General features: G+C 66.1%; 19 protein-coding genes and 2 pseudogenes. 12 read left to right on the top strand and 9 right to left on the bottom strand.

Going from position 1 to position 19,900, the window contains the following annotated elements; genetic code table 11:
• Positions 1–217: 217 nt before the first annotated feature.
• Positions 218–613, bottom strand: a complete 396-nt coding sequence (locus BST40_RS23330) for a hypothetical protein (RefSeq protein ID WP_082275197.1) — start codon at positions 611–613, stop codon at positions 218–220.
• A 316-nt stretch (positions 614–929) separates the two neighbouring features.
• On the bottom strand, positions 930–1,883 hold the full coding sequence (locus tag BST40_RS23335) for an SDR family oxidoreductase (protein ID WP_075545293.1): 954 nt from the start codon (positions 1,881–1,883) through the stop codon (positions 930–932).
• Between the two features lie 96 nt (positions 1,884–1,979).
• Between BST40_RS23335 and lnt the strand changes: the two genes are divergently transcribed.
• Positions 1,980–3,473, top strand: a complete 1,494-nt coding sequence (gene lnt, locus BST40_RS23340; protein ID WP_082275200.1) for an apolipoprotein N-acyltransferase — start codon at positions 1,980–1,982, stop codon at positions 3,471–3,473.
• Complete coding sequence (locus BST40_RS23345) at positions 3,470–4,183, top strand: SHOCT domain-containing protein (RefSeq protein ID WP_083155835.1); 714 nt, start codon at positions 3,470–3,472, stop codon at positions 4,181–4,183. The genes lnt and BST40_RS23345 overlap by 4 nt, the downstream gene beginning before the upstream one ends.
• Before the next feature lie 6 nt (positions 4,184–4,189).
• On the opposite strand, the gene BST40_RS23350 is transcribed toward BST40_RS23345, so the two are convergent.
• Both BST40_RS23350 and BST40_RS23355 read right to left on the bottom strand, forming a co-directional pair.
• A complete protein-coding gene (locus BST40_RS23350; RefSeq protein WP_075545310.1) occupies positions 4,190–4,867 on the bottom strand; it encodes an MBL fold metallo-hydrolase in 678 nt (225 codons plus the stop codon).
• Complete coding sequence (locus BST40_RS23355) at positions 4,816–5,901, bottom strand: S-(hydroxymethyl)mycothiol dehydrogenase (RefSeq protein ID WP_083155837.1); 1,086 nt, start codon at positions 5,899–5,901, stop codon at positions 4,816–4,818. Before BST40_RS23355 ends, BST40_RS23350 begins: the two co-directional genes overlap by 52 nt.
• A 38-nt stretch (positions 5,902–5,939) precedes the next feature.
• Between BST40_RS23355 and BST40_RS23360 the strand changes: the two genes are divergently transcribed.
• From BST40_RS23360 to BST40_RS23375, 4 genes are all read left to right on the top strand, one after another.
• Entirely contained in the window at positions 5,940–6,152 is a 213-nt protein-coding gene (locus BST40_RS23360) for a hypothetical protein (protein ID WP_075545290.1), read from the top strand.
• Between the two features lie 93 nt (positions 6,153–6,245).
• The gene (locus BST40_RS23365; RefSeq protein ID WP_083155846.1) at positions 6,246–7,352 is read left to right on the top strand and encodes a class I SAM-dependent methyltransferase; all 1,107 of its coding nucleotides are present in this window, start codon (positions 6,246–6,248) and stop codon (positions 7,350–7,352) included.
• 11 nt (positions 7,353–7,363) lie between these two features.
• Positions 7,364–8,182, top strand: a complete 819-nt coding sequence (locus BST40_RS23370; protein WP_075545308.1) for a serine hydrolase domain-containing protein — start codon at positions 7,364–7,366, stop codon at positions 8,180–8,182.
• A gap of 142 nt (positions 8,183–8,324) precedes the next feature.
• Complete coding sequence (locus BST40_RS23375) at positions 8,325–8,837, top strand: DUF3145 domain-containing protein (protein WP_036412540.1); 513 nt, start codon at positions 8,325–8,327, stop codon at positions 8,835–8,837.
• 73 nt (positions 8,838–8,910) lie between these two features.
• Here BST40_RS23375 and BST40_RS33385 read toward each other — a convergent pair.
• Positions 8,911–9,300 (bottom strand): annotated as a pseudogene (locus BST40_RS33385) (cellulase family glycosylhydrolase); the annotation flags it as partial.
• Here BST40_RS33385 and BST40_RS32630 point away from each other — a divergent pair.
• Positions 9,274–9,405 carry a hypothetical protein gene (locus BST40_RS32630; protein ID WP_255245912.1) on the top strand — a complete coding sequence of 44 codons (132 nt, stop codon included), beginning with the start codon at positions 9,274–9,276 and terminating at the stop codon, positions 9,403–9,405. The pseudogene BST40_RS33385 and the gene BST40_RS32630 sit on opposite strands and share 27 nt — an antisense overlap.
• Before the next feature lie 1,152 nt (positions 9,406–10,557).
• Positions 10,558–10,902 (top strand): hypothetical protein, encoded by a 345-nt coding sequence (locus tag BST40_RS23380; RefSeq protein WP_075545289.1) that lies wholly within the window; start codon positions 10,558–10,560, stop codon positions 10,900–10,902.
• 262 nt (positions 10,903–11,164) lie between these two features.
• Here BST40_RS23380 and BST40_RS23385 read toward each other — a convergent pair whose 3' ends face one another.
• From BST40_RS23385 to BST40_RS23395, 3 genes are all read right to left on the bottom strand, one after another.
• Positions 11,165–11,692, bottom strand: a complete 528-nt coding sequence (locus tag BST40_RS23385; RefSeq protein ID WP_083155838.1) for an Rv2253 family sensor-like surface protein — start codon at positions 11,690–11,692, stop codon at positions 11,165–11,167.
• Positions 11,693–11,753: 61 nt separating this feature from the next.
• On the bottom strand, positions 11,754–12,704 hold the full coding sequence (locus tag BST40_RS23390; RefSeq protein ID WP_083155839.1) for a diacylglycerol kinase: 951 nt from the start codon (positions 12,702–12,704) through the stop codon (positions 11,754–11,756).
• On the bottom strand, positions 12,701–14,281 hold the full coding sequence (locus BST40_RS23395; RefSeq protein ID WP_083155848.1) for an FAD-binding oxidoreductase: 1,581 nt from the start codon (positions 14,279–14,281) through the stop codon (positions 12,701–12,703). The genes BST40_RS23390 and BST40_RS23395 overlap by 4 nt, the downstream gene beginning before the upstream one ends.
• A gap of 47 nt (positions 14,282–14,328) precedes the next feature.
• Between BST40_RS23395 and BST40_RS23400 the strand changes: the two genes are divergently transcribed.
• From BST40_RS23400 to BST40_RS23415, 4 genes and pseudogenes are all read left to right on the top strand, one after another.
• A complete protein-coding gene (locus tag BST40_RS23400) occupies positions 14,329–14,898 on the top strand; it encodes a TetR/AcrR family transcriptional regulator (RefSeq protein ID WP_083155840.1) in 570 nt (189 codons plus the stop codon).
• Positions 14,898–16,445, top strand: coding sequence for a glycerol-3-phosphate dehydrogenase/oxidase (locus BST40_RS23405; RefSeq protein WP_089025280.1), 1,548 nt, complete (start codon positions 14,898–14,900; stop codon positions 16,443–16,445). The genes BST40_RS23400 and BST40_RS23405 overlap by 1 nt, the downstream gene beginning before the upstream one ends.
• A 36-nt stretch (positions 16,446–16,481) precedes the next feature.
• Positions 16,482–17,123, top strand: a complete 642-nt coding sequence (locus BST40_RS23410) for a TetR/AcrR family transcriptional regulator (RefSeq protein ID WP_075545283.1) — start codon at positions 16,482–16,484, stop codon at positions 17,121–17,123.
• Positions 17,124–17,260: 137 nt separating this feature from the next.
• A pseudogene (locus tag BST40_RS23415) lies at positions 17,261–18,839 on the top strand (FAD-dependent monooxygenase).
• A gap of 64 nt (positions 18,840–18,903) precedes the next feature.
• Here the strand turns inward: BST40_RS23415 and BST40_RS23420 are convergent.
• The gene (locus tag BST40_RS23420; protein ID WP_083155844.1) at positions 18,904–19,791 is read right to left on the bottom strand and encodes a hypothetical protein; all 888 of its coding nucleotides are present in this window, start codon (positions 19,789–19,791) and stop codon (positions 18,904–18,906) included.
• Between the last annotated feature and the right edge of the window lie 109 nt (positions 19,792–19,900).

Raw genomic sequence — 19,900 nt, forward strand, 5'->3', positions numbered from 1 at the left:
CCCTACGACCACCCAGCCGCCGGCCACCACCCAGCCGCCGGCCACCACGCAACCACCCGCCACCACGCAGCCACCGCCCACCCAGCAAGTGCCGGCGGTGCCGCAGATCCCGCCGATCCCGGCCATCCCGCAGATCCCCGGCATCGGCTTCCCGATACCCCCGGTTCCCGGGCTCTAGACCCGGTCATCCCGCTCCCGGCAGCGCGGTGAGGCCGGCTTAGCCCGCGGCTGCCTCGTCTCGGGCTGACTTGAGAACTTCCTCGTTGTAGGCCTTGTCCCTGTCCAGATTCTCGGCGACCTTCTTGTCTTCATCTGTTTGTTCGCTGTTTGCCTTGGCTTTTGCCGCCGGCGAATCCGTGTCGTCGGCGTATCGAGGATGGCCGTGGTCGTCGAGCCAGTCCCCGACCGCGGTGCCGGTGATGGTCCTGCCGGAGCCGGGCAACACCAACGTCGGCCGGTCCTCATAGGCCGTCATCATTTCGGCCGCGGTTTCCTTGGCTTCGTCGCTGGGTTCCGGCACCTCGGAGGTATCCGGTTTCCCGCCGTCGCTGCTGCTGCCGGCCTGTTGCCGGTGATCGCTGCGGCCGGCGGCCTGCTCGTCGTGCGCAGTCATGCCTGTGCCCCTTTGCCGTTGCAGTTTGTGACCGACCCCTCAATTCCGGTTACCCAATGCGGCGCCGGATCGAAACGCTTGCCGGTACGCAGGTCGTCGTCCCCGCGACACCGCAGCCACGCAGACGACACGCCGCAGCACGTCGCAGTGGCTGCAGTCTCGATGAAACAACCACCGAGACCGGTCCGGGTAACGCCGCGCAGTGCGCACCGACACGCCCGCCCCGCCGTGGTGATCAGCGAATCATTCTGCGCCAGCTTCTTTTTCGCTTCGTCCTGGCGACCGGTGGTAGGCCGAGCCGTCCGTCGGCGGCCTATCAGGCCGGCGTCGGATAGCTGACCCCCGTGAGACGTTCGGAAACCTCCCAGAGACGTCGGCAGTCGGCGTCGTTGCGGGCCCGGGCGGGCACCTTGGCCTCCGTCACGCCGCCGCCGGCCGCCTCGTAGAAGCCCCGGGGGCCGTAGAACACACCGCCCTCAGCCTGCGGGGTGGCGGCCGCATACAGGGCGGGCAGTATCCCCTCGTCGATCTCCTGCCAAAAGAACGGAGTCAAACGCCACGACGCCTGGTAGAGCCGCTGCATCAGCGCCGGCTTTTCCCGGCCGTGCGAAGGTCCGCTGATCTGCAGGTTGGTCTTGGTCAACCCGGGGTGCGCGGCATTGGACATGATGCCCCAGCCGGCCTCGCGGCTGCGGCGGTCCAGCTCGCGGGCGAACATCAGCACTGCCAGCTTCGACTGCCCGTAGGCCGTCATGGGGGCGTAGGACTTTTCGAACTGCAAGTCATCGAAGTGGATACGGCCGCGCCGTGCCGCCAAGCTGCTCAGCGAGACCACCCGCGCGGCGGGCGCCGCGCGCAGCAGCGGCAGCACCTGGGCGGTCAGCGCGAAGTGACCGAGATGGTTACTGCCGAACTGCAATTCGAAGCCGTCGGCGGTGATGTCGCGTTCGGGTGGGGTCATGACACCGGCGTTGTTGATCAGAATGTCGATCGGGCGGCCTTCGGAGTTGAGCTGCTCACCCAACGCGGCGACGGAGGCCAGCGACGACAGGTCAAGTGCCTTGATGGTCAGCTTGGCGTCGGGAACCGCGGTGCGGATCTGCTCGATCGCCGCCTCACCCTTGGCGCGGTTGCGGATTGCCATCACCACATCGGCGCCGGATGCCGACAGCCGTCGGGCCAGCCCGAACCCGAGACCGCTGTTGGCGCCGGTGACAATGGCAAGCTTCCCGGACAGATCGGGCACCGTCGCGATCAGATCGTTAGCCATGCGTTTCACTCCTTTTCCGGTGGCGCCTGTCCAGTGTGCCCTTTTCCTCGCCGCCTTTCCTCGCCGTCGCAGAATCCGACCGGCATGCTGAACACCATGGCCCTCCATTCGGGAACGTGCCGGCGGCGCGTCCCCGGATGGGCGGTGGCGTTGGTCCTCGGCGCGCTACCGGCGCTGGCTTTCCCGGCGCCGTCGCGGTGGTGGCTGGCGTGGTTCGCGGTGGTGCCACTGCTGCTGGCGGTGCGGGCCGCGGCCACATCGTGGGACGGCGCCGTACGGGCCTGCTGGGGTGTCGGCGGGTTCGTGCTGGCCACTCAATACTGGCTGGCGACCAGCACCGGCCCGCTTCTGGCGGTGTACGCCATGGGACTCGGTGCCCTGTGGCTGCCGTGGGGATGGATCGCCCACCGGCTGCTGACGGCGCCGGTGACCGCCGCGCGCATGGCTGCCGTCGTGGTGATGGTGCCCAGCGCGTGGGTGGCGGCCGAAGCGGTGCGGGCGTGGCCCCCGTTGGGCGGTCCGTGGGCGCCGTTGGGCGCGTCGCAGTGGAATCAGCCGGCCACGCTGGCGTCGGCGTCCCTGGGCGGAGTGTGGCTGACCAGCTTTCTGGTGGTCGCTGCCAATGCCGCCGTCGCCGTCGCGATCGTGCATCAGGGGCCGATGCGGCTGGTCGCGCTGGGGTGTGCGGTGGCGTGCGCGGGACTGGGACCGGCGTGGTACCTGCTGGGCCCGGCGCCCGCTTCCGGTCCGACCGTGCGAGTCGCGCTCGTCCAGCCCGGCGATATCGACGATGCGACTGCCCGGGAGGAGGCCAGTGAGGCGATCACGGCCACCCTCGTAGGCCAGCGGGTGGACGTGGTGGTGTGGGGCGAAAGCAGCGTCGGGCAGGATCTCACCGGACATCCCGAGGTGCTGGCCCGGCTGGTGGAGTTGTCGCGGCGGGTGGGCGCCGAGCTGCTTGTCAACGTCGATGCGGCAGCGCCGGGCGGGGGCATCTACAAGTCGTCGGTGCTCGTGGGTGCCGGCGGAGTGCTCGGCAGTTATCGCAAGACCCGTCTGGTGCCGTTCGGCGAATATGTGCCGCTGCGGCCGCTGGTCGGCTGGCTCACCCGCCACAGCAAGGCCGCCGCCGAAGACCGCAGGCGGGGAGCCGGGCCGGTGGTGCTGTCTGCCCGTGGGCTCGATATCGGACCGCTGGTCAGCTATGAGACGACGTTTTCCGATCTGGCGCGACGTGAAGCCCTGCTGGGGGCCGAGCTGTTGGCCTACCAGAGTTCCACCTCGACATTTCAAGGCAGTTGGGCGCAGCCGCAATTGGCCGCGCAACCCGCGGTGCGTGCGGTCGAAGCGGGCCGCCCGGCGGTGCATGCCGGGTTGTCCGGCGACAGTTCGGCCTTCGACGTCCGGGGGCACCGGCTGGCGTGGTGCCCGTCGGATTTCCGGGGCGCCGTTGTGGTCAGCGTTCCGTTGGGCTCGAGCACCACGGTGTACCAACGGCTGGGGGATTGGGTGCCGGTGACCGCGTTTGTGGTGCTGATCGGTGCTGTGGTCGTCGCGATGCTTCGCCGGCGTGCCAAACTGCGTGGATGAACAGCAGACGGGCCGCCAAGGTTTCGCTGGCACTGGCCGTTGTGATGTTAGTGGTGTCGGTGGCCGGCTTCATCGCCACGTTGGTGCTCAACGCATTCCTTCTGGACAAGTACAACGCTTACGGCGAAGTGCCTGTCCCGGGCTCGGGCAGCGTCCATCTGCCGGCCAGTGAAGTCAGCGTCAGCCTGCACACCGTGGTCATCGGCGGCACCAACGGCACCGGCCTGCCGGTGCCGCCGCTAGGCATTTCGATCGACCCACCCGCGGGCGTGCCACAACCGCGGGTCACCGAAAGTATCGGCAGCACAACCACGGTCAACAACGACGCGCATGTGCGGGTGTGGATGGTCCAGGTTCCGGTCGAAGGCAGCTACCGCGTGACGACCGAGGGCCGGGTCGGCGGATACATCAACCCGCGACTGGCTTTCGGCCACCAGAGCTCCTACGGCTATCTGGTATGGGTATTCGTCGCCGTCTTCGTCGTTGGCCTGGTGGATCTGGCCTTGTCGGTGATGTGGCTGAGTCGCAGCCGGCCTACGACGGTATCGGCGACTTGGTCGGCGCCCATCGAGCCCATCGGACCCAGCGAGCCCAGCGACCAGGGGGTCAAGCTTGAGCGGCTCAAAACCATTGCGGCGCTGCGTGATTCAGGGGCACTCACCGAAAGTGAGTTCCAGGCCGAGAAGCGCCGGATTCTTCGGGGACATTAACCGGCTTCAGTGACCGCGGGCGACCCATTCTTCGTAGTGGACGATCTCGTCGCCAATAGTGGTGCTGTCGCCGTGGCCGGTATGCACGACGGTGTCGCCCGGCAACGTCCCGAGCCGTTCGGAGATCGACCGCAGAATCGTCGGGAAGTCGGAGAAAGAGCGTCCGGTTGCCCCGGGTCCGCCGGAAAAGAGGGTGTCGCCGCTGAACACGACACCTGTCCCGGGGCCGAGCTCTGGCGCATACCAGCACACCGATCCCGGTGAATGGCCCGGGGTGTGCAGGGCACGCAACTCGGTCCCGGCCACACGCACCGTCTCTTCCTCGTCGATGGCGCGAAAGTCTCTGTCCGGGTGCGTCATTCGCCACAGCACGCCGTCGCCGGGATGCAATAACACCGGCGCGTCCAGGGTCTGGCCGAGTTGGGGAGCCACCGTTACGTGGTCGTTGTGGCCATGCGTACACACCACCGCCACCACATTGCGGCCCCTGACCGCCTCGATGATCGGTGCGGCGTCATGGGCGGCGTCGAAAACCACGACCTCGGAGTCGTCACCGACCAGCCAGATGTTGTTGTCGACTTCCCAACTGCCGCCGTCGAGTTCGAAAGTCCCGTGGGTGACGACGCGCTCGATCACAGCATCACCACCGAGCGCAGCACCTTGCCGTCGTGCATCTTGTGGAATGCCTCCTCGACGTCGCCGAGCCCGATTCGTTCGGAGACGAACTTGTCCAGCGGAAGCCGGCCCTGCAAGTAGAGGTCGATCAGGGTGGGGAAGTCGCGTTCGGGTAGGCAGTCGCCGTACCACGAGGACTTCAATGCCCCGCCGCGGGAAAAGAAGTCCACCAGCGGCATGTCCAATCGCATTTCGGGTGTCGGCACGCCCACCAATACGACGGTTCCGGCCAGGTCACGGGCATAGAAGGCCTGCTTCCAGGTTTCGGGCCGGCCTACGGCGTCGATCACCACGTTGGCGCCGAAGCCGTCGGTAAGTTCCTGGATGGTTGCGACGACGTCGGTTTCGCGGGCATTGATCGTGTGCGTGGCGCCGAATTCGCGGGCCCACGCCAGCTTGGTGTCGTCGGTGTCGACGGCGATGATCTTGGTGGCCCCGACCAGCGCGGCGCCGGCGATCGCGGCATCGCCCACGCCGCCGCAGCCGATCACCGCGACGGTGTCGTCGCGGGTCACCCCACCGGTGTTGATCGCGGCGCCGATGCCGGCCATCACTCCGCAACCCAGCAGGCCGGCTACCGCGGGATCGGCTGCCGGATCGACTTTGGTGCATTGACCGGAGTGCACCAACGTCTTGTCGGCGAACGCGCCGATGCCCAACGCGGGGGTGAGTTCGGTGCCGTCGGTGAGCGTCATCTTCTGTTCGGCGTTGAAGGTGTTGAAGCAGTAGTGCGGCCGGCCCCGTTTGCATGCGCGGCACTGGCCGCACACGGCGCGCCAGTTCAGGATCACGAAGTCGCCCGGTTCGACCGTGGTCACCCCTGGCCCGACGGCTTCCACCGTGCCCGCGGCCTCGTGACCCAGCAGAAACGGGTATTCGTCGTTGATGCCGCCCTCGCGGTAGGTCAGATCGGTGTGGCACACCCCGCAGGCGCTGATGTCGACGACGACCTCACCGGGCCCGGGGTCCGGGACGTCAATGTCCACCAATTCGACGGGCTCACCCTTTTTTCGTGAAATCACGCCGCGCACTGTCTGATTCATGGCCCCAACCTATAGCCTGCCGGACAAATTCAGGACGGGTGTCCGGCACCGGCGTTGTCCAGGACCAGCGTCACGAATTGAAAGACCACATCGCGTCCCCGGCACTCGGCAACGCCGGGGTGCTGTTCGGCGGGGGCGGCAGGGGCGGCGACGGTGGCAACGGTGGCAACAGAACCACCGCGGGCGCCGGCGGGGCCGGCGGCGCCGGCGCACGATTGCTGGGCGAAGACGGGCTTGACGGCGTGCAATAGCGGATTCGCATCGCTGACCACAACCAACACGGGCTCGAGAACCGTCTTCGCCTTGGACCAGTGCCGTGGCGGCCCGGTGTAGCGTCGCTGATCATGACGGCAACCGACACCGGCCCCGAAATCGGCCCCGAAACCAAACCCGAAACCAGTGAGGAATTCGGCAACCGGATCGTGGCGGCCATCGACAGCGCCGGTTTGGCGATCCTGCTCAGCGTCGGCCATCAGACCGGGCTGCTGGACACGATGGCCGAGCTGCCGCCGTCGACCAGCACCCAGATCGCCGAGGCGGCGGGGCTCAACGAGCGCTATGTCCGGGAATGGCTGGGTGGCGTGACCGCCGCGCAGGTCGTCGACTACGACCCCGATAAGGCGACGTACGCGCTGCCCGCCCATCGGGCGGCAGCCCTTACCCGAGCCGCCGGACCCAACAACCTCGCCCGCGTCACGCAGTTCATCGCTCTGCTCGGCGAAGTCGAGCAGAAGGTCATTGACTGCTTCCGGGCCGGCGGCGGCGTGCCCTACAGCGACTACCCGCGCTTCCACACGCTGATGGCCGAGATGAGCGGTGAGGTGTTCGACGCCACCCTCGTCGACGTGGTTTTGCCGTTGGTCGAGGGCCTGCCGGAGCGTCTGCGGGCCGGCCTCGAGGTGGCCGATTTCGGTTGCGGCAGCGGGCATGCGGTCAATCTCATGGCGCAGGCGTTCCCGCAAAGCCGGTTTACTGGCATCGATTTTTCGGAAGCGGCCGTGGGGGCAGGCGCCGCAGAGGCGGCTGCACTCGGCCTGAACAACGCGGCATTCGAGCGGCACGACTTGGCGCAGCTCGAGAAGGTCCCCGAAAAAGTAGCCGCCTACGACGTGATCACCGCCTTCGACACCATCCACGACCAAGCGCAACCGGCTCGGGTGCTGCAGAACATCCATCGGGCCCTGCGACCCGGCGGTGTGCTGCTGATGGTTGACATCAAGGCGTCGAGCCGACTCCAGGACAACATCGGTGTCCCGCTGAGCACCTACCTGTACACCACGTCGATGATGCATTGCATGACGGTGTCGCTGGCGCTGGACGGCGTGGGGTTGGGAACCGTGTGGGGCCGCCAGGTGGCCACCTCGATGCTCGCCGACGCCGGCTTCAGTGACGTGCAGCTGACCGAGATCGAGTCAGATCCGTTGAACAACTACTACATCGCCCGGAAGTGAAGCGGGACTCGATGGCCGCTTTGGATGCTCTTGACGACTGGCCGGTGCCCGCTGCCGCCGCGGCGGTAATCGGACCCGACGGTGTGCTGGCCACCCATGGCGATACCGCGCAGGTGTTCACTCTCGCGTCGGTCACCAAGCCGTTGGTGGCCCGCGCGGTGCAGATCGCCGTCGAGGAAGGGGTCGTCGACCTCGAAACCCCGACCGGGCCCCCGGGATCCACGATCCGTCACCTGCTGGCGCATGCGTCGGGCCTGGCGATGCACTCGGCGAAGGAGCTGGCACAGCCCGGCGCCCGGCGGATGTATTCCAACTACGGCTTCACTGTGCTGGCCGAAGCGGTGCAGCGGGAGTCGGGAATCGAATTCGGCAACTATCTGACCGAGGCGGTGTTCGACCCATTGGGCATGGCGAATACCCGGCTCGATGGCGGTGCGGCCGCAGCCGGGTTCGGCGCCACGTCGACGGTCGCCGACTTGGCGTTGTTCGCCGGTGACCTGCTGCGCCCGTTGACGGTCTCCGGGCAGATGCACGACGCGGCGACCACCGTGCAGTTCCCGGGCCTGGACGGGGTGTTGCCCGGATACGGTGTGCAGCGCCCCAATGACTGGGGGCTGGGCTTTGAGATCAGGGATGCCAAGTCGCCGCACTGGACGGGCACCCGCAACTCGCCGCGAACATATGGCCATTTCGGTCAGGCAGGCGGGTTCATCTGGGCCGATCCCGACGCGGACCTGGCGCTGGTGGTCCTCACGGATCGTGATTTCGGCGAGTGGGCCCGAGAGCCCTGGCCGGCGATTTCGGACTGGGTTTTGGCCGAGTACAGCTAATCCGGACTGCACACTAGCGCAACAGTGGTCTCACAAGGCACAATAGACACGCAGACAACATAATTTCGTGGCAGGTATCTCGCTCTGCTGGTTCGCCAGGTCGTTGGGGAAGACGTCCCTCGCGGAACCGAAGGAGCAAGAGATGCGTGCATCGAATCAGTTCGCCGACGTGACGACCGGCGTGGTGTACATCCACGCTTCGCCCGCGGCGGTATGCCCGCATGTCGAGTGGGCGTTGTCGTCGACCCTGCAGGCCAAGGCGAATCTGGTCTGGACGCCGCAGCCGGCGATGCCCGGGCAATTGCGTGCGGTCACCAACTGGGTGGGGCCGGTGGGCACCGGCGCGAGGCTGGCCAATGCGTTGCGCTCGTGGTCGGTGCTGCGCTTTGAGGTCACCGAAGATCCCAGCCCCGGTGTCGATGGGCAGCGGTTCAGCCACACCCCGCAGCTGGGCTTGTGGAGCGGTGCCATGAGCGCCAACGGCGACATCATGGTGGGGGAGATGCGGCTGCGGACGTTAATGGCGCAGGGGGCCGACACTCTTGCTGCCGAGCTGGATTCGGTGCTGGGAACCGCGTGGGACGAGGCGCTCGAGGTGTACCGAGACGGTGGCGACGCCGGTGAGGTCGCGTGGTTGAGCCGCGGCGTCGGTTAGCCACTTGGACCTGGCACCCGCTGGCCGTCAGGGCACGACCACGACTTTGACGGTGCTTGCGCCCCGGGTCTGCGACGATGGTCAACAAGGCGGCGCCGGGTGCCGAAGTGACCTGTCCACCTTTGACACTCACCTGGTAGCCGTTCGGATACTCGACGGGCGGCACCGAGATGATTGTCTGCTCGCCGGAGACGAAGCCGCCGTGGTGGTCGGCTCGCTCGGTCGCGTAGGGCAGTTGGAACTTGCCTCTGCGGAATGCCCATAACTTTGGGGTGCCGGCAACCACCTGGGGGTACGGTTCGGCGAGCGCTGGGAGTTTGGCTGTGTTGACGTTATCGCCGGTCGGAGGGAGTGCCGGGTTGTAGACCAGCGCCTGCGCATTGACTGCCGTGCTCGTCGGGTCGTTGCCGGTGAACGCCCACTCCAACCAACCCGTATGCCGCAGGTCAGCTTGCTGAATCACCTCGGTGATGTTTTGCAGGTTATTGGTGGCGCCGAACTCCGTCGTCAGTTGCGGGATCTGGAAGAACCGAATTATGCCTCCAGTGACGTGAACGTCAGTTTGTGAAACGGTCTGGGAATCATTGGCCTGTGATCATCACCGCGGTAGCACGAAGGTGTGACGGTTCGCCACGATGTGGTGCGCTTGCCTGCGCCATTCCCGGCCGCACGATTTAGGGATGTTCTGGGGGCGACCTCGGTGAGGACGCTGTCCCGATGCGTCGTCGTGTGAGTCGTGGTGTGCGTCCACGCATTCCGGGATCGAGGCCATCAGGTCGGGAACCGGAGAATGAAATGCGTACCGCTGCAACGACTTATCGGTCAGCTCGGGCAACCAGCATTGGTTGCGCAATCACGAGGAGGTCGACGCGAAACGCAGGTGGGGGCTGGGGCATTGGCGAGCCACGTTGGACACCGGGTGCTTGACGTCATCGGCAGCGAGGCCTGTGTGCTGTCGACCGCATGAATTCAAGCTGGCGTGCACCCGGCACTGATCGAATCCCCGTGCGCTCAACCCGGCGATTCAATACCCAAGCGGTGCCGAAATTCGGAAAGGCAGCCGCAGATACGTTTCCGTCGGGGTGGACGGCGTTCCAGTCGCGGATCGAAGAAACGGCGCGCCAAGGGGCGTAGAAGACCCGATCATCGACGCCCACCGACGGGTCCGAGATCAAGACCGGGCAACCGCTTCGTAAATGGAAGAACCAATGCGACCGTTATATGCCGTCGCAAGTCCATTAAAGTCCGGTCGGTACCTTACAGATATTTCTCGCCGAACGCTAATCAAAAGCCGTTATTGATCAATAGCATAGAATTATTGAGGTTTGTCGATTCCGGCCCGCACTGCCGGGATGCCGGTGCGCACACCGGTCCAACGACGTGACAACCTCCGTTGAACTGGACTCCTGCGCAGCGACGATCGACGCACTTATGCCCGTACGGCGAAAGCCGTGAGGTATGGCGGCGGGGCCGTTACCGCCTTTCCAGATCGGCCTGATGTGTCCCGTTCATTGCCGGTCCGGAGTTGACACCGCCGGCCCTTCGTGCCGTAAACTGCCGCACGTATGTTGCGACTTTTCCGAACTAGCGAGTCAATGTCGAATCTTTATCAGAACAACCGAACTGCAGATCCTTCTGGCCGAAGTTCATTCACAAGTTCGGATCTTCACTTGAAATCAGCCGTATGGATTCAGCACGCTAAAGAAGGGTCAATATACAAATGAAGTCGAACCTTACTCGCCTTGGCGCCGCAACGTTAGGCTGTGCTGCGGTGATTGTGTCTTCTGCTGCAGTCGCCAGCGCTGATCCGCCGGACCCGCACAAGCCGAACATGACGATGGGTTACTGCCCAGGCGGGCGCTGGGGTTTTGGCGAGTTAGCTGTGTGCGACGGCGAGAAGTATCCCGACGGGTCGTTCTGGCACCAGTGGATGCGAACCTACATAACCGGGCCGCAGTGGTACTACGACTGCGTCGGTGGCGACGAGCCGCTGCCGGGTCCGCCACCGCCCGGTGGTTGCGACGGCGCGATTCCGCCCGACCAGCCTGACACGCCCGCCACCTGACCGCTGCCGGCGGTGATCGCACCCTGACATGACGCCTATCGACCGCGTCCACGCAGGTCCCGGGCTGGGTCGGGTCGCCTCCGAAGCCCGGTGCCCGGTAGCAACCCCCCGGGGAGGCGATCACCGCCGCGGGGCAGTGTCCAGTTCGCAGGAACCGCGACGAACCGCGACGAACCGCGACGAACCGCGACGAACCGCGACGAACAACGCCAAGATCACTGCCGTGGCCGCATGATCGAGACCGTAAACGGCGAGGTAGCTCTTAGACAACGCTCTCCGGCTCGAAGGCCGGCTTGGCCGATACCGGCATGTCGACATTTCCCTTGCAGGCGCCACTGGTGATGTCGGTGTGGAAAACCCCGGTCAGGATTCCATGCGGACCGGGGGTATAGACCGCAATGGATTTCGCCGGGTCGTACTCGATTGTCCCGTCGGGCAGCAGGCAGTCCCACTTCCAGGTCGTCTCTCGCACCCATTGGGAACCGTTCCAGGTGTATTCAATTGGGCGCTGGATGAACTCGTTCTTTGCCGGCGGCCCATCGGTCACCGTGGCGATACAGACGCCCGCCGCGCAGCTCGAGCTGAAGGAGTAGTTCGCCCGGTGGGCGAATTCGGGTCCACTGGCGGCGATGCTGGTGCCGGTCTTGGCATTGGCCCCGAACGTCACGACGTATTGTCCGTTCCAGGTCGGACCGTCGTCGGCAGCCCCGCGGGGAGCTTGCACCATCACGACACAACAGGACGACGCAGCAGCCAAAGCCGCCAGTGCGGTCTCGCGAAGTCCGGACATCTTTCCTCCCTGATCGGACGTGATCGGGTTTGAAAAGATGTCGGGTTCGGTGACCGAGTTGTTACACCGGTGAGGGATTGGGGCGCAGCAGCTGTAGCGCGGCCGGAACTGCGGCGATCTCGGCCGGCAGCGGACACGCGAAGTCGCCGTCGGCGTACACGTTGATGCCGGGGCACTCGACGTCGACGGTCTTGGCCCGTGCGGTGGTCACCTCGTCAAGGTCGACGTGAGTGCCCTTCATAGCGGTGGGGAAGAAGCGGACCAACCGCGTCCGCGATCCCGACGCCACCATGGTGATGTCGAGCAGGCCGTCGGCAGGATCGGCGTTGGGGCAGATCAGCAGCCCGCCGCCGTAGCTGCGGGTATTGCCGAAGGCGGCAAGCGTGAGGTCGGTCTCGATCTCCCGGGCGCCGTCGAGGACCAATCGGAACGGCAACGTCCGCAGCCGCGACAGCTCGGCGAGCATCGCGATGTAGTAGCGCATGCGCCCATGCGGCCAACGCATCCGATTGGCTCGATCGGTCACCAGCGAATCGAATCCGGTTGCCGCCACGGTGCCGAACCATTTGTCGACCCCCGCGCGGTCGCGGATCCGGCCCAGGTCAATGGTTTCCGTCCAGCCGTCGACGACGATGTCCGCGGCGGCTTCGGGATCCTTGGTGGGAATCCCGAATTCGCGGGCGTGATCGTTGCCGGTGCCCGCCGGAATGATGCCCAGCGGAACATCGGTGCTCGCCAACACCTGCAGCGCATTGGAGATGACACCGTCGCCGCCGGTGACGACGACCGCGTCGGTGCCCTTCTCGAGTGCCGCCGAAACGAGATAACGCGCGTCCTGCGCGTCGTCACCAATGATTTCGACGACCTCCACACCGCGATGATGCAGCCGGGCGATCGCGATCTGTGCGGCCCGGACCGCGGCGCCGTGCCCCGAGACGGGATTGGTCAGCGCGGTCACCTTGCCGATCTCGCGCCGGCGCGGTTGCCGGGAGACAGGGTTCTCGGCAGTCACGGAATCAGCTTGCCGGGATTGAGAATTCCGGCCGGATCGAGTGTCGCTTTGATTGCGCGCAGCAGTTGGACACCAAGATCGCCGACCTCCGCACGCATCCAGGGGCGGTGGTCGGCGCCAATCGCGTGGTGGTGGGTGATGGTGCCGCCGTTGGCCATGATCGCGTCCGACGCGGCCTTCTTGGCGGCCATCCACTGCTCGATCGGGTTGCCTCGCTGCCCCGCGACGACGGTGAAGTACAGCGACGCCCCGGTCGGATACACGTGCGACACATGGCACATCACCAGCGCCGGGGTACCCGATTCCGCCAGTGACGTGGTCAGCGCCTCGGTGACCGCGGCTTTCAATCTCGGGATGTTGGACCAGTCGGTGGCGGTCTCCAGCGTCTCGCAGAGCGCGCCGGCCGCCAGCAGCGCGTCGCGCAGGTAGGGCGCGGCGTACCGGCCGCGCTCCCAGGCCTGCGCCGGCCCCTCACCCAGAGACGTTCCGCCGTGAGCTATCAGCAACGCGCGCGTCTCGGCGTGCCGGCTTTCGGCGTGTTCCTTGGTGCCTTCGAAGAGGGTGAGTCCCAAACAGCCGCCGGTGATTTGGTTTTCGCCGATCGATTCGGTGGTGGCGAGGTTCACGCCGGTCTCGGCCTCATCGGAGAGGCGGACAACGGTGGGTCCCGTTCCGGTTTGGGTGACCGCGCGCAGCGCCGCGACGCCGGTAGCGAAGTCGGGGAACGACCAGGCTTCGTAGCGCGTTGTTTCCGGTATCCGGTGTACCCGCAACCGCACCTTGGTGATGACGCCGAAGGCGCCCTCCGAGCCGATCGCTAGTTGGCGCAGGTCCGGACCCGCGGCCGATGCCGCGACCCGGCCCAGATCCAGCACACCCACTGGGGTGATCATGCGCAGCCCGAGGATCATGTCGTTGAACCGGCCATAGCCGGCGGAATCCTGGCCGGAGGAACGGGTTGCCGCGAAACCACCGATGGTGGCGAAAAGGAAGCTTTGCGGGAAGTGCCCGAGCGAGAAGCCGTGCTCACCGAGCAGGCGTTCGGCCTCGGGGCCGGTCGCGCCGGCGCCCAATTCCGCAATGCCCGATACCTCGTCGAGGAAGTGAAGTTGGTTGAAGCGCCGCAAGTCCAGCGAGATCACCGCGCCGAACTGGCCGCGGTAAGGATCAAGCCCGCCGACGACGTTGGTGCCGCCCCCGAAGGGGACGACGGCGATGCCGTGGTCGGAGCAATACCGCAGAATCGCGGCCACAGTGCCGTCATCACCGGGAAGCAACACCGCGTCGGGAGCGTCCTGAGGGCCAGTGTCCTTGCGCCGCAGCATGTCTGGGGTAGATTTGCCGCCTGCGTGCAGCAACCGGTCGCGGTCGGTGGCACGGAAGTATTCGGCGCCGACGATTTCGGCCAGCGCATCCTGGTCGGCCTGCGACAAGGTGGACGGGCGCAGTGCCACCTGATCGGGATCCAGCTCGGCGTCATCCGAATCACCAAGGCCGACAACCTGCTTCAGCAGCGCACGGACGCTGTCGGAGAGCGGCTTGGCGGCGGCGGGATCTCCCCACGCATTCCATTTCATGGGCGGAAGGAGTTCCTCGAGATGTGTCATGCGTTACAGTATCGCATATGCTGTCAACGAGTAATGCTCCCGAAAACATCGGGGCCCGCATACTTGCGGCGGCCGCGAGCTGTGTCCGCGATTACGGTGTTGACAAGGTGGCACTCGCCGAGATCGCACGACGCGCGGGCGTCAGTCGCCCGACCGTTTACCGTCGGTGGCCGGACACTCGCTCGATCATCGCGGCGTTGCTGACCAGCCACATCACCGACGTGCTGGGCGAATTGCCCCTCGATGGCGACGACCGTGAAGCCGTGGTACGACAAGTCGTCGCGGTGGCCGATCGGCTACGGCGCGACGACTTGATCAAGGCGCTGATGCACTCGGACCTGGCCAGGGTTTACATCACCGAGCGCCTGGGCACCAGTCAGCAGTTCCTGATCGAGGGGCTCGCGGCTCGACTCAAAGTGGCACAACGATCGGGCAGCGTCCGCGCCGGCGACCCCCGTCAACTTGCGACCATGGTGCTGCTCATCGCCCAGTCGACGATTCAGTCCGTCGACATCGTCAATCCGATCCTCGATTCCCAAGCACTGGCTGCCGAACTCACCTACTCACTGAACGGATACCTGGCCTGATGCCCAATTCGACCGCTCTGAACGCCGCGCGCCGCACTGCCGAACTGACCGCTCTGGCCGACGGGGAAGCGCTGGATGTGCTCGTCATCGGTGGCGGTATCACCGGTGTCGGAATCGCGTTGGACGCCGCGTCCCGGGGCTTGCGGGTGGCGCTGGCAGAAAAGCACGACCTCGCGTTCGGTACCAGCCGGTGGAGCTCCAAACTGGTGCATGGGGGGTTGCGCTACCTGGCGAGCGGCAACGTGGGCATCGCCCGGCGCAGCGCCATCGAACGCGGAATCCTGATGACCCGCAACGCCCCTCATCTGGTGCGTGCGATGCCGCAGCTGGTCCCGCTGCTGCCGTCGATGGGTCACCTCAAACGCGCGGTGGTGCGCACCGGATTCCTGGCCGGCGACGCATTACGCATGCTGGCCGGCACGCCGTCCTCGACGCTGCCCCGATCGCGCACCATCCCGGCGCGGCGTGTGGTCGAGATGGCGCCGACCGTGCGGCGTGACGGCCTTGCCGGCGGCTTTCTGGCTTACGACGGGCAATTGATCGACGACGCCCGACTGGTAGTGGCGGTCGCGCGCACCGCGGCCCAGCACGGCGCCCGGATCCTGACTTACGTTGGCGCATCGAACGCGACGGGCACTTCGGCGCGGTTGAGCGACAGGCGCACCGGCCAAACCATCGACGTGTCCGCCCGCGCCGTCATCAACGCCGCGGGAGTGTGGGGCGGCCAGATAGACCCTTCGCTGAAGTTACGTCCCAGCCGTGGAACGCATCTCGTATTCGACGCCGAAGCCTTCGGGAATCCGACTGCGGCGCTGACCATTCCGATTCCCGGCGAGCTCAACCGCTTCGTGTTCGCCATGCCCGAGCAGCTGGGCCGGGTTTACCTGGGGTTGACCGACGAAGATGCTCCCGGACCGATTCCGGATGTGCCAGAACCATCTTCGGAAGAGATCATGTTCCTGCTGGACACGGTCAACACCGCGCTGACAACCACACTGCAGACCACCGATGTCATCGGCGCCTATGCCGGGCTGCGGCCACTGATCGACACCGGCGAGGGCCGCACCGCTGACGTTTCCCGCGACCACGCCGTCATCGAGTCTCCCTCCGGGGTGATCAGCGTGGTCGGCGGCAAGCTGACCGAATACCGGTATATGGCCGAGGATGTGCTGAATCGTGCGATCGGCCTGCGGCACTTGCGCGCCGGTGATTGCCGGACTCGCAACCTGCCGCTTATCGGTGCGCCGGCGAACCCCGGGCCTTGCCCACAGGGATCGGCGGCCGGCTTGCCCGGGTCCTTGGTGGCGCGTTACGGCGCCGAAGCAGCCAATGTGATCACCGCCGCCAGCTGCGAGCGTCCCACCGAAGCGGTCGCCGACGGCATCGACGTCACCCGGGCCGAGTTCGAGTACGCGGTGACCCACGAGGGCGCACTGGATGTCGACGACATCCTGGATCGCCGAACCCGAATCGGCCTGGTGCCCCGCGACCGGGAGCGCGTTGTCGCCGTCGCCGAGGAGTTCCTCGCGGGGGCCGCACCGGCGTAGCGGAACTGAGTCGTATCGGCAGAATGGTTCAGATGCATGGCAGTTGAGCGGGCGGGCGCCGACCCGCTGAAGGGAGCGGCGCGTCCGCGGCGCAGTCCCGGACGCCTGGATCGGTCGTTGGACGCGGTCATCCTCGAGGCGGCGCTGGCGGGTGTGGCCGAAAACGGCTACGACCAACTGAGCATGGACGACATCGCGTCCCGCGCCCGGGTCGGTAAGGCGGCGATATACCGGCGCTGGCCGTCGAAGGCCGAGGTGGTGGCCGATGCGATCGCCCACTGGCGGCGCGGAGTCGGGCCGGTCGACCCGCCGAATACCGGCAGTCTGCGCGGCGACATCGACGCTCTGGTTGCCGCGGTGCCGGATTTCGACGACGCCGACCAGGCCACAATCCGCATCATCGTCGGCGTGGCCACGGCCGCCATGCACAATCCCGTTCTGGCCGCCGCCTTGGACGACCTCGTCCTCTCCCGGCCGCGCCAGCTGCTCCGGGTGGCACTCGACCATGCCGTCGCCCGGGGTGAGGTCCCCGCGGGCCGGGACCTGACCCTGATACCCGATGTCGCGCTGGGCCTCAACGTGCTGCGGGTGATGACGGGCCGGCCGGTCGATCGAGTCTTCGTTCGGCGTGTTCTCGAAGACGTGGTCCTGCCGCTTGCCATCGCGCCGGGCCCCTAAACCCCGGCCCAATTATCCAGCCGCGCGGCACTAGGAGCGATTGCGGCGTCTCGGGCTCTCGTGCCAGACTGGGCACCAGACGGAACTAATACGTTCCGTATTGGCAGGGGTTCACGGGCCGGGGAAGGGGAGTGCGCATGACGGTCACGCATGTCCCGGTGCTCATTGTCGGGGCCGGAGTGGGCGGGCTGGCGGCATCGGCGCTACTGGCCCGGCACGGTGTTGCTTCGCTGCTTGTCGACAAGCGCGACGAAGTCTTCAGCTACCCCAAGGCCCGCAATCTCAGCTTCCGCAGTCTGGAGATCCTGCGCGGCCTCGGCGTGGGTGACCAGGTGCACGCGGTTGCCGAACATGTCTCGGCCATGGTGGTGAAGCCGACGCTCAACAGCGCCGAGGAGCGACCGGCAATGGACATCGACGCACTCTTCGCGGGCCTGGACACGCTGAGTCCCGAACCGGCCGCGCAGTATTGCCCACAGAGCAAATCTGAGCCGATCTTGTTGGGCGCGACCCGTGCCCGTGGCGGCGAAGTTCGCTACCGGACGGAGTTCGTCTCGTTCGACATGGACGAGGCCGGCGTCACCGCGACCATCGCCGACCGGACGTCGGGAGACCGCCAGACGGTACGTGCCGACTATCTGATCGGCGCCGACGGCGTGCACAGCCCGATCCGCAGGGCGCTCTCGATGACCACGTCCGGCTACGGGGCGCTGCCGATCTATGTCGTCTTCATCTACTTCCGGGCGCCGTGGCGGCATTTCGTCTCGCACCTGAACGACGGGGATGCCGTGCAGGTCGATAATCCTGACGCACCAGGAATATTCTTGGCGGTCACCGGCGACCTCGGCATGTTCATCACCACCTACCATCCCGCCAAAGGTGAGACGGCCGAACAGTTTAGCCCGCAACGCTGTGCAGAGCTGTTGGTGAAGGCGATCGGCGAACCGATCGAGGTGCGGATCACCGAGGTGGCGACGTGGCAACCCTACGAACAGGTGGCCGACGAATTCGCCTGCGGCCGTGTCTTTCTCGTCGGCGATTCGGCACATACCATGCCGCCGTTCAAGGCCGGGGGAGCCAACAGCGCGATCCAGAGCGCGCAACCTGGCCTGGAAGCTGGCCGCCGTCCTGCAGGGTACTGCCGGCACTGAGTTGCTGGACACCTATCACACCGAGCGTCACCCGGTGGGGCGATTTGCCGCCCACCAGTCGCTGACCGGACCGACGGTTGCCTTGCTCGAGTTGGACGAGCATCGACCGCAACTGCCCGCCGATGAAGAGTGCTCGATGTTCGAACTGCTGATCGGTTACCGGTACCGCTCTGCGGCGGTCGTGACCGCCGAACCCGCAGCGGACTCCGACGCGGTGCAGCTGGTGGCGGAGTTGTGTGGGCAACCGGGCACCCGGACCCCGCATGTGTGGATTTCGCAAGGCGGACAGCGTATTTCGACCCTCGATCTGCTCGGCCACGGGTTCACCCTGCTTACCGGGGACCAGCGTTGGCGTGGTGCAGCCGATTCGGTGTCGACCGCTCTCGGTGTCCCGATTGCCGTGCAGTGCATCCGCGATAACGCGTGGTTCGCCGCGACCGGACTCGAGCCGCAAGCAGCGTTGTTGGTACGCCCCGACGATTTCGTCGGCTGGCGGTGCAGTGATTTCCCGGCTGACCCGAGTAGCTGGTTGCGCCAGGCACTTTCGATGATCCTGTGCCGCTGACGAGCAGACACATAATCGCGTTCCACCGGCCTTTGGCGTGCGATTCTGCGACTGCTCGCCAGCGTCAGATAGCGATGCGCGTGCGGTCCAGGTGGGTGGCGATTCGCTGGGCCAGGCGGTAGGGGTGCTGTCTCACGTCGCTGACGACAATCGGGATAATCGTCCACCCGAGTTCCTGGATCCTGCCCCACCTGGTTTTGTCACTCAGCATCTCGTTGCGCCCGGCATGCCAGTCGACACTTTCGTACTCGGCCGCCAGACGCCTTTCAGGCCAAGCGAAGTCGACCCGCCACAGTTCGCCGTTGCGGCCGTAGATCGGATATTGAAGCTCCGGGAGCGGCAATCCGTGGTCGATGATGACGAGCCGAACTTCGCTCTCCATGGCTGATTCCGCTCGTGGGTCGGCAAGCGGCAGCAGTTCGCGCACCGCGACGATTCCGCGGCGCCCACGCTGTTCGGTAACGGCACTTTCAATCTCGGAGCGAGTGCACCGCATTGATCGCAGTGCGGCGTCAAGGGTGGCCAGAGCTCGGTGACGGCGCAGCTGTCGTGCGACCTCAACGGCCGTCCACGCCGGTGCGGTTGCCAGACGACCTGACACCCGCTGCAACCGGGCGCCGGTGCGCTGGTGAACCATCAAACCGACAGTGGGCCGCATCCGTACGCCGGGGTCGAGCACATGAATGGCGGTAGTGTTCTCCGTGTCGAACCCGTATAACGTGGCGGCAGTGCCCAGGCAAGCCACGGCTTGGCGCCCCATAAAGATGTCGAGGGCCGCCATGCGACCCAACAGACTCGGCTGCTGCGCCGAGTACACCCCGTACCACACGCGAACGAGACCACCGTTCTTGACTTGCACGTCGAGCTGTTGGCGGGTCATGACCGTCAGCAGTTGCGCGGTGGTAGCGAACCCGCCGGCGTTTTCCAACAGCGCTAGCGCTCCAAGGTGCACCGCGACAGCATGCGAGAAGCGGCTGTCCTCGGCCAGTCACGCTGGGGATAACCGCCGCGAGCAGTCGCAGAATCGCACTGCGCGGGTCCCGCGCATGCGATTCTGCGAC

This window comes from Mycobacterium persicum (assembly GCF_002086675.1).
Taxonomy (GTDB): Bacteria; Actinomycetota; Actinomycetes; order Mycobacteriales; family Mycobacteriaceae; genus Mycobacterium; species Mycobacterium persicum.

Coding starts and splice junctions, on each gene's coding strand:
- BST40_RS23330 (WP_082275197.1), bottom strand. CDS start 613: ATGACTGCGCACGACGAGCAGGCCGCCGGCCGCAGCGATCACCGGCAA.
- BST40_RS23335 (WP_075545293.1), bottom strand. CDS start 1,883: ATGGCTAACGATCTGATCGCGACGGTGCCCGATCTGTCCGGGAAGCTT.
- lnt (WP_082275200.1), top strand. CDS start 1,980: ATGGCCCTCCATTCGGGAACGTGCCGGCGGCGCGTCCCCGGATGGGCG.
- BST40_RS23345 (WP_083155835.1), top strand. CDS start 3,470: ATGAACAGCAGACGGGCCGCCAAGGTTTCGCTGGCACTGGCCGTTGTG.
- BST40_RS23355 (WP_083155837.1), bottom strand. CDS start 5,901: ATGAATCAGACAGTGCGCGGCGTGATTTCACGAAAAAAGGGTGAGCCC.
- BST40_RS23365 (WP_083155846.1), top strand. CDS start 6,246: ATGACGGCAACCGACACCGGCCCCGAAATCGGCCCCGAAACCAAACCC.
- BST40_RS23370 (WP_075545308.1), top strand. CDS start 7,364: ATGGCCGCTTTGGATGCTCTTGACGACTGGCCGGTGCCCGCTGCCGCC.
- BST40_RS23375 (WP_036412540.1), top strand. CDS start 8,325: ATGCGTGCATCGAATCAGTTCGCCGACGTGACGACCGGCGTGGTGTAC.
- BST40_RS32630 (WP_255245912.1), top strand. CDS start 9,274: ATGCCGCAGGTCAGCTTGCTGAATCACCTCGGTGATGTTTTGCAGGTT.
- BST40_RS23380 (WP_075545289.1), top strand. CDS start 10,558: ATGAAGTCGAACCTTACTCGCCTTGGCGCCGCAACGTTAGGCTGTGCT.
- BST40_RS23385 (WP_083155838.1), bottom strand. CDS start 11,692: ATGTCCGGACTTCGCGAGACCGCACTGGCGGCTTTGGCTGCTGCGTCG.
- BST40_RS23395 (WP_083155848.1), bottom strand. CDS start 14,281: ATGAAATGGAATGCGTGGGGAGATCCCGCCGCCGCCAAGCCGCTCTCC.
- BST40_RS23400 (WP_083155840.1), top strand. CDS start 14,329: ATGCTGTCAACGAGTAATGCTCCCGAAAACATCGGGGCCCGCATACTT.
- BST40_RS23405 (WP_089025280.1), top strand. CDS start 14,898: ATGCCCAATTCGACCGCTCTGAACGCCGCGCGCCGCACTGCCGAACTG.
- BST40_RS23410 (WP_075545283.1), top strand. CDS start 16,482: ATGGCAGTTGAGCGGGCGGGCGCCGACCCGCTGAAGGGAGCGGCGCGT.